At 63.9% G+C, this 7,964-nt stretch carries 9 protein-coding genes; 3 read left to right on the top strand and 6 right to left on the bottom strand.

All coding sequences use genetic code 11. The features are described from left to right. The coding region (locus VFW93_RS04290) for a phosphatidylserine decarboxylase (RefSeq protein WP_329692755.1) at positions 1 to 126 on the top strand (126 nt) is incomplete at its 5' end. Here the strand turns inward: VFW93_RS04290 and VFW93_RS04285 are convergent. The 6 genes from VFW93_RS04285 to VFW93_RS04260 are packed head-to-tail and all read right to left on the bottom strand — an operon-like array spanning position 123 to position 6,862. Continuing rightward, positions 123 to 1,085, bottom strand: coding sequence for a pseudouridine synthase (locus VFW93_RS04285; protein WP_329692753.1), 963 nt, complete (start codon positions 1,083 to 1,085; stop codon positions 123 to 125). The two genes, VFW93_RS04290 and VFW93_RS04285, sit on opposite strands and share 4 nt — an antisense overlap. A gap of 23 nt (positions 1,086 to 1,108) precedes the next feature. Continuing rightward, complete coding sequence (locus VFW93_RS04280; RefSeq protein WP_329692752.1) at positions 1,109 to 2,002, bottom strand: rhodanese-related sulfurtransferase; 894 nt, start codon at positions 2,000 to 2,002, stop codon at positions 1,109 to 1,111. Between the two features lie 19 nt (positions 2,003 to 2,021). Beyond that, the gene (locus VFW93_RS04275; protein ID WP_329692751.1) at positions 2,022 to 3,287 is read right to left on the bottom strand and encodes a M20 family metallopeptidase; all 1,266 of its coding nucleotides are present in this window, start codon (positions 3,285 to 3,287) and stop codon (positions 2,022 to 2,024) included. After that, on the bottom strand, positions 3,284 to 5,065 hold the full coding sequence (uraD, locus tag VFW93_RS04270; RefSeq protein ID WP_329692750.1) for a 2-oxo-4-hydroxy-4-carboxy-5-ureidoimidazoline decarboxylase: 1,782 nt from the start codon (positions 5,063 to 5,065) through the stop codon (positions 3,284 to 3,286). The genes VFW93_RS04275 and uraD overlap by 4 nt, the downstream gene beginning before the upstream one ends. A 14-nt stretch (positions 5,066 to 5,079) precedes the next feature. After that, positions 5,080 to 6,051 (bottom strand): allantoinase PuuE, encoded by a 972-nt coding sequence (gene puuE, locus VFW93_RS04265; protein ID WP_329692749.1) that lies wholly within the window; start codon positions 6,049 to 6,051, stop codon positions 5,080 to 5,082. Between the two features lie 25 nt (positions 6,052 to 6,076). Then, positions 6,077 to 6,862, bottom strand: coding sequence for a GntR family transcriptional regulator (locus VFW93_RS04260; RefSeq protein ID WP_414639581.1), 786 nt, complete (start codon positions 6,860 to 6,862; stop codon positions 6,077 to 6,079). A gap of 96 nt (positions 6,863 to 6,958) precedes the next feature. Here VFW93_RS04260 and uraH point away from each other — a divergent pair, with 96 nt between their 5' ends. Together uraH and VFW93_RS04250 are read left to right on the top strand one after the other, a co-directional pair. Next, a complete protein-coding gene (uraH, locus tag VFW93_RS04255) occupies positions 6,959 to 7,369 on the top strand; it encodes a hydroxyisourate hydrolase (RefSeq protein WP_329692747.1) in 411 nt (136 codons plus the stop codon). A 9-nt stretch (positions 7,370 to 7,378) separates the two neighbouring features. Continuing rightward, positions 7,379 to 7,964 (top strand): urate hydroxylase PuuD (locus tag VFW93_RS04250; protein WP_414639580.1); only part of this gene is annotated, 586 nt, incomplete at its 3' end.

Below are 7,964 nucleotides of genomic sequence, written 5' to 3'. Positions count from 1 at the left end.
GAGATGGGGCGCTTCCTGCTGGGCTCGACGGTCGTCATGCTGTTCCCCAAAGGTCCGCTTCAGTTCAACGCTGCGTGGGAGCCTGCTCGTGCGATCCGCATGGGCGAGGCGATGGCGCAGCGTTAAGCCTCACCCGGCTGGTCTGTTGGGCTTGACTGGTCTGACTGACGCAGCGCCGATGTCAGATCCAGGCTGCGCCCGCAGTGAAAGTCACGTTGCTGGGCAGTGATCGGGTCCATGAACGACAGAGACTGAGCCAGCAGTTGCAAAGGACGAGAGAAGTCTGGTGCCACTTCTGGTGGCAAGGCGGGCAACAGTTCCGGGTAGATCTGGTCGTTGAGCAGTGGCATGCCCAGCGCCGACATGTGCGCGCGCAACTGGTGCTTCTGGCCCGTGATGGGTTGCAGCTTGAATCTGCCCCAATCGCCAGCTGATTCGATCAGTTCGATGCGGGTTTCGGCATTGGGTGTGCCGGCCACTTCATGCATGGCCATGAAGCGCTCGCTTTCTGCCAGGCGCGAGCGGTAGACCATGGGCAGCGCCACCGCCTTGCTCAATGGCGCAATGGCTTCATAGGTCTTGTTGACCACCTTGTCCCGAAACAGAGCCTGGTAGGCATTGCGCGTGTGCGGCTGGATCGTGAAGGCCACCAGCCCCGCGGTTTCGCGGTCGATGCGGTGCATGGGCACCAGCGTGTCGATGCCGAGCTTGCGCTTGAGGCGCACCAGCAGTGTCTCCTGCAGATAGCGGCCTTTGGGCGTGACGGGCAGGAAGTGCGGCTTGTAGGCCACCACCAGGTAGTCATCCTGGAACACCACCTCTTCCTCAAAGGGTACCTGGTGTTCGAAGGGCAGGCTGCGCCAGTAGTAGAGCTTGGTGTGGGCACGATAGGGCGTGTCAACCGAGATGGGGTGACCGTGGGCATCGACCACCTCGCCCTTGCCCATGCGATCGGCCCAGTCTTCGCGTGATACCGCTGGTATGCGTTGCGCGAGGTAGTCCAGCATCGTTGGCCAGTTGCCATCGGGCAGGGCCACGCAACTGGCGCTCACGCCGTTGATGGTGGGCAATGCGGGCTTGCTCATGGATGCCAGTGATGTGCCGGCGATCAGCCTTGATCGTCCGGGTCCGTGGTGGGCGCGCCTGGTGCTTTCACGCGGCTTGCCTTGGGTGTCACGGAGTCCAGTCGGTGCGCGCGCTCCTTGCGCCACAGCTCGTCCGGGCTGTCGTTGTAGACATCATCGGCGGTGGTGGTCGTCTCCTGCAGGCGGGTGTCAATGGCGATGCGGTTGTCGAACACGAAGCACTCGCCTTGCCAGTCCTTGTCGGCGTCGGGCAGGCTCTGGAAGAAGTTCAGGATGCCGCCATCGAGCTGGTAGACGTCCAGGCCGAACTGCTGCATCCAGGCGCTGGTCTTTTCACAGCGGATGCCACCTGTGCAGTACATGGCCACCTTCTTGCCCTCGGCTTTCCATTGATCGGCGTGGGAGGACACGTAATCCGGGAAGTCGCGGAAGTTGTCCACGTGCGGGTCAATCGCGTTCTTGAAGCGGCCCAGGCGGTACTCGAAGCTGTTGCGGTTGTCGATGACGACGACGTTGTCTTGCGCGATGAGGTCGCGCCATTGCTGCGGGCTCAGGTGCTGGCCCTGGGCGCGGTCGGGCACCAGGCCCGAGACGCCATCGAGGCCCAGCGCCACGATCTCGCGCTTGCGGTGCACACGCACTTTCCAGAACGGCGGGGTCTGGCAGGCGCTGCGCTTGAAGGGCATGTCGGCCAACAGGCCCTGCAGCCGCGGGTCCTGGTGCATGGCCTGCTCGAAGGCATCGATCTGCGGGGCGTTGCCTGCCAGCGCGCCGCTGATGCCTTCTTCCGCCACCAGCACGTTGCCCGTCAAGGGGGCGACCAGCTCGCGCAGGATTGCCGCGATGGCGTCAGGATCGCTGAGTGCGACAAAGCGGTAGAAAGAAGTGTGAACCAGTGGCAGGGCGGATGAGGGCATCCGCGCATTGTCGCCAATTTCAGGCTGAGCTGAGCAGATCGCACAGGGTGCGTGCCACGACCTTGGTCGCGCGCCGCAGGTCTGCCAGTGCCAGATGCTCGTCCGCCCGCTTGGCGTTCGACTCGAACACGGTGCGCGGGCCGGCGCCATAAATGGCCGCCGGGATGCCGTGCGCGCCGTACAAGCGCACATCGGTGTACAGCGGGGTGCCACTGGTCGGGATAGGTTCGCCGAAAATCGCCTCGCCGTGTCGCTGCAGGGCCTGTACCAGTGGCTCGTGCCCCGGCAGAGGGCGCAGCGAATGGGCCAGCAGCAGGCGCTTGATCTCGACGCGGATGCCGGGGAAGGTGGCGGCCGACTCGGCGATCACGCGGCGGATGTCGGCTTCCACCTGTGCGGGGTTCTCTTCGGGGATCATGCGGCGATCCAGCTTGAAGACCACCTTGCCTGGCACGACATTGGTGTTGGTGCCGCCTTCGATGCGCCCGACGTTCAGGTAAGGATGCTTGATGCCAGGCACGCTGGATGTGATGCCCTGGTAGACCTTGTTCTGGGCGTACAGCGCGTTGAGGATGGTGACGGCGCCTTGCAAGGCATCGATGCCGGTGTGCGGAATGGCCGCATGGGCCATCTGGCCGAGCACCGTCACCTCCATTTGCAGGCAGCCGTTGTGCGCGGTGACCACCTCGTAGCTGAAGCCCGCGGCGATCAGCAGATCGGGCTTGGTCAGGCCTTGCTTGAGCAGCCAGCCGGGCCCAAGTTCGCCGCCGAACTCTTCGTCGTAGGTGAAGTGCAGCTCCACCGAGCCTTTCAAAGCCGCGTTGCCGCTCGATGCGGCCAGGGCCTCCAACGCGCGCAGCGCAAAGCTGTAGGTGGCGAAGTCACTCTTGCTGACGGCTGCCGCGCGCCCATAGAGTTGCCCCTCGACCACTTCACCCCCATATGGGTCGTGCGTCCAGCCTTCGCCTGGCGGCACCACGTCACCGTGGGCATTGAGGGCGATCGTGCGTCCCCCTTCGCCAAAGCGGCGGCGCACGATGAGGTTGGTCAGGCTTTGCAGGCCGTAGGCCTTGACCTCGGCGTCGGGCACGCTGTGGGCTTCGGGCTGCCAGCCAAAGCCTTTGAGCAACTCGGCGGTGCGCTCAGCGTGGGACGCGTTGTTGCCAGGCGGGGTGTCGGTGGGCACCTGCACCAGGGCTTGCAGGAAGCGCACCTCTTCATCGAAATGCGCATCGATCCACTGATCGAGTCGGGCGTAGTGCTCGGTGGCTTGGGTCGTGCTCACAGTTGCTCCAGCAGGTGCATGAAGGCGTCCACGCAGAGTTGCGCGTCGTCGTTGGTGATGGTTTCCAGCGGGTTGTGGCTGATGCCGGCGTTGCCGCCACGCACGAAGAGCATGGCCTGGGGCATGCATTCGTGCAGCTTCATGGCGTCATGCCCGGCACCGCTGGGCAGCTTGAAAACGGGCAGGCCCGTGGCCATGACGGCTGCTTCCCAGCGCGCCTGCCAGGCCGGATCGGAGGGCGCAGCACTGGCCTGCATGCTCAGCGTCAGGGTGTGACGCAGGCCGCGCCGCTCGCAAATCGCGGCCAACTGCTTGTGCACATCGGCCACCAGGGCGTCGCGTTGCGCGTTGTCAGGCGCCCGCAAGTCCAGCGTGAACTGGCATCGCCCAGGCACCACGTTGACCGAGCCCGACGGCACGTTCAACACGCCCACCGTCCCGACCGAGGGGCCTTGGGGCGAGTGAACGTCCCATGTGGCACGTTGTTCCACATACAGCACCAGCTCTGCCACGGCGGCGGCGGCGTCCTTGCGCCTGTCCATGGGCGTGGTGCCCGCATGACTGGCTTGCCCGATGACCTCGCCCGCATAGCGTGCGCTGCCGTTGATGGCCGTGACCACGCCAAGCGGCTGGTCGATCTCGTCCAGCCAGGGGCCTTGTTCAATATGGACCTCGACGAAGCCCAGGTAGCGGGCCGGATCGCGTTTCAGCGCCTGTATATCGGCCAGACTGGCGTTCAGGCCGGCGGCCCGCATGGCCTCACGCAGGCTGATGCCATCGGCGTCCTGCTGATCCAGCCAGTCGGGCGGGAAGTCGCCCACCAGTGCGCCGGACCCCAGGAAGGTGGCCTTGAAACGCTGTCCTTCTTCCTCTGCAAAGCCGATCACCTCGATGCCGTGTTTCAGACGCCGGCCCTGGCGGTGCAGTTCCCGCACGCAGGCCATGGGCACGAAGATACCCAGGCGGCCATCGTATTTGCCGCCGTTGCGCACCGTGTCGTAATGGGAGCCGGTGAGCAGGCGTGGTGCACTGGCATCGCTGCCTTGGTAAATGCCCACCACATTGCCCACGGCATCGATCGAAACCTCGTCAAAACCGCAGTCCTGCATCCAGGTTGTCAATTGCGCGGCACAGGCCTGATGGGCAGGCGTCATGTAGGTGACGGTCAACTGGCCTTGTTCCGCATAGCCTGGCTCGCTATGTGCAGCCAGCCTTTCAGCCCAGTCCCACACCAGGTTGCCGAGCACGGGCTCGGTCCCGAACTTGTCGTGCAGGCGAATCTCGGCGATGCGGTGGATGTTGCGCAGGCACTCGGCCAGCTCGAAATCCGCCGGGTTATCCAGACGCCGCGCGAAGGTGTCGATGATCTGCTGGCGCGTCAGCCCCAGGCCTCGCGGGCCACGCACGGCCAGGATGAAGGGCCAGCCAAAGCGGGCGTTGTAGTCGGCATTGAGTTGCTGCAGCCGGGCGAATTCTGGCGCGGTGCAATGGGTGAGCCCGGCGCGGCTTTGCTCGTTGGTCGATTCGGCCGTGAGTTGGCCCGCGACAGCGGCTTTGCCGGCCAGTTCCGGGTGCGCGCGGATCAGGCCTTTTTGACGCTCTTCACCAGCTTGACGCACCACTTGGGCGAGGGCGTATTTCAGTTGCGGGATGGTCTTGAACGGGCGTTGAGACCAGGCCGCATCGGCGATCCAGGGCGAATGCTCGTAGACGCCATCCAGCAGCGCCACGAAGCTGTCGCGGTCTGCTGCATTGAGTTGATCCAGTGTGAGGCTCATGTCGTGTGCCTCGCTCAAGGCTGGGCCGGCGTCGAGCCGGTTGCTGCGGGATGATAGGGGTGCACCTGCTTCCAGTGCCTCGCGATGTCAATGCGGCGGCACACCCACACCTGATCATGTTGGGCAACGTGATCCAGAAAGCGCTGGAAAGCCCGGAAGCGACCAGGGCGCCCCAACAAGCGGCAGTGCATGCCCACACTCATCATCTTGGGGGCGTTGTCACCCGCCGGATCACCTTCTGCATAAAGCAGGTCAAAGGTGTCTTTCAGGTACGTGAAGAAGTCCTCGCCTTGCGAATAGCCTTGTGGCAGGGCAAAGCGCATGTCATTGACGTCCAGCGTGTAGGGCACGATCAGGTGCGGCACCGTCTGGCCGTCGGTACGTTGCACCTCGGTCCAGAAGGGCAGGTCGTCACCGTAGTAGTCGCTGTCGTAGTCGAAACCACCGTAGTCGGCCACGAGGCGGCGCGTGCGCGGGCTGTCCCGGCCTGTGTACCAGCCCTGGGCACGCTGGCCGGTGAGCTCTTCAATGATCTGCATGCCGATGCGCATGTGTTCGCGCTCGGTGGCTTCGTCCATGCTCTGGTAGTGGATCCAGCGCCAGCCGTGGCAGGCGATTTCGTGGCCGAGGTCGACAAAGGCCTGGGTGAGTTCGGGGTGGCGTTGCAAGGCCATGCTGACGCCGAAGACGGTCAAGGGCCAGCCACGTTTTTCGAATTCGCGCAGGATGCGCCACACGCCCGCCCGTGAACCGTACTCGTAGATCGACTCCATGCTCAGGTGCCGATCCGGGTAGGAGGCCGGGTTGAACATCTCGCTGAGGAACTGCTCGCTGCCCGCGTCACCATGCAGCACGCAGTTTTCGCCACCTTCTTCGTAATTGAGCACGAACTGCACGGCGATGCGTGCGCCACCCGGCCACGAGGCGTGTGGCACGTGGCGGCCATAACCAATGAGGTCGCGGGGGTAGGGCGTGGGGCTGGTCATGGGCCTGTCGGTTTGGGTTTGGTGTTCAGCTTGTCACGAGCGCATCGCTCACAGGCAAGGCCTTCGTGCGGGGTTGCTCGATCAGTTGGCGCTCGACGGTGTCAAGGTGTTCGTGCAGCAGTTTCAAGGCCAGCTCGGTGTCTCGGGCCTCCATGGCCTTGAGCAATTGCACGTGCTCGGCATTCGAGGCCTGCGCGTTGTCGGCGGACTGGTACATCAGCGTGATGAGCGAGCAGCGCGACACCAGTTCCTGCATCAGGTCCACCAGCACCTGGTTGTCCAGCACCTCGGCCAGCCGCACATGGAAGTCGAACAGCAGCTTGGTGCGCGTGGGCACATCCACACGATTGACGGCCTCACGTTCGGTCCTGACGTGGGCCTTGAGCGCACGGATGTCAGCTGGTTTGAGGCGAGGGATCAGTTCGCGCAGCATCTGCGATTCGACCATGCGGCGCACGGCGAAGACCTCTCGCGCTTCCTTGATCGACGGTGCGGCCACGAATGCACCACGAGCAGGCTCCAGGCGCACCAGTTTGAGTTCCGACAGGCGGTACAGCGCTTGCCGCACGACGGTGCGCGACACGCCAAATCGGTCACCCAGTTTCTGTTCGACCAGCTTGGCGCCGGGCAACAAACGGTGCTCGACGATGGCGCGCGTCACGGCGGCCACGATGTGTTCGGTGCTGGAGACATCGCCGTCGGCTCGTGGTTCAGGCGCAGACGGGATGAGATCGGCATCGGCACGGGGCAGGCGGGCACGCCGGCTGCTTGTGCCTGTTGAGGAGGGAGATGTCTTGCGCGCAACGCTCATCATGTTTAAAGTGTATACACTTTCAGATTGCGAATGCAAGATGAACTGGCTGCAAAGCCCTATTTTGGGCGCCGGTTCCCGAGAGCGAGGCCACTCATGAATACCGCTGACGACACGCCGCAGGCAGCCTGTACGGGCTACCTCACCACCCATGTGCTCGATACCGTACACGGCACGCCTGCCGAGGGCATGAAACTGGAGTTGTATGTCCGCGAGTCTTCTCCGGACGGGTGCAGCGACGGGCGCTGGTTGTCCTTGCGCAGCGTGGTCACCAATGCCGACGGCCGGCTGGATCGTCCCTTGTTGTCAGGGGATGACTTCAAGAAGGGCTGCTACCGCCTGATCTTCGATGTCGAGGGCTACTTCCGGTCCAAAGGTGTGGTGCTGCCCCAGCCAGCCTTTCTGGGCAAGGTGCCGCTTGATTTCGGTATTGCCGACGCACAGTCGCACTACCACGTGCCCTTGCTGGTGAGCCCCTGGTCGTATTCAACCTATCGTGGAAGCTGAGGCCTGCGCATGCTGGAGTTGTCGCCCTTGCTGACCTATGCCCTGGATTGGGCCAACCTGCTGCTGCGCTGGGTGCACGTGATCGTGGCCATTGCCTGGGTGGGGTCTTCCTTTTATTTTGTCTGGCTCGACAACACCTTGACGCCCCCGACGGATCCCGACCTCAAGAACAAAGGCGTGGGCGGGGAGCTGTGGGCGGTGCACGGCGGCGGGTTCTACAACCCACAGAAATACCTCGGCGCGCCCAAGTCGCTGCCGGAGAACCTCCACTGGTTCTTCTGGGAAAGCTACTCGACCTGGTTGTCCGGCTTCGCGCTGTTCACGGTGCTGTACCTGTTCAATGCCGGTACGTTCCTGATCGATCAATCTGTTCATGCCTGGTCGCCCGGTGTCGCGGTGGCGTCCGCGCTGGGTTTTCTGGCGGGTTTCTGGCTGCTGTATGACCTGATCTGCCGAACCTTGGGGCAAGGCAAGCGGGGCGACCAGCTCGTGGGCGCCTGTGTGTTCATCATCGTGGTGGGGGGCGCCTGGGCCGCGTGTCAGCTGTTTGCCGGGCGGGCGGCATTTCTGCTGGTGGGCGCGATGATCGCCACGG

This window comes from Aquabacterium sp., assembly GCF_036279675.1.
GTDB lineage: Bacteria > Pseudomonadota > Gammaproteobacteria > Burkholderiales > Burkholderiaceae_C > Aquabacterium.
Note: the sequence above shows the minus strand (reverse complement) of the source record. Positions and strands in the feature narration are given on the sequence as shown.

Bases quoted from the DNA above. Each gene is read 5' to 3' on its own strand.
- VFW93_RS04285 (WP_329692753.1), bottom strand. From the start codon at position 1,085: ATGAGCAAGCCCGCATTGCCCACCATCAACGGCGTGAGCGCCAGTTGC.
- VFW93_RS04280 (WP_329692752.1), bottom strand. From the start codon at position 2,002: ATGCCCTCATCCGCCCTGCCACTGGTTCACACTTCTTTCTACCGCTTT.
- uraD (WP_329692750.1), bottom strand. From the start codon at position 5,065: ATGAGCCTCACACTGGATCAACTCAATGCAGCAGACCGCGACAGCTTC.
- puuE (WP_329692749.1), bottom strand. From the start codon at position 6,051: ATGACCAGCCCCACGCCCTACCCCCGCGACCTCATTGGTTATGGCCGC.
- VFW93_RS04260 (WP_414639581.1), bottom strand. From the start codon at position 6,862: ATGAGCGTTGCGCGCAAGACATCTCCCTCCTCAACAGGCACAAGCAGC.
- uraH (WP_329692747.1), top strand. From the start codon at position 6,959: ATGAATACCGCTGACGACACGCCGCAGGCAGCCTGTACGGGCTACCTC.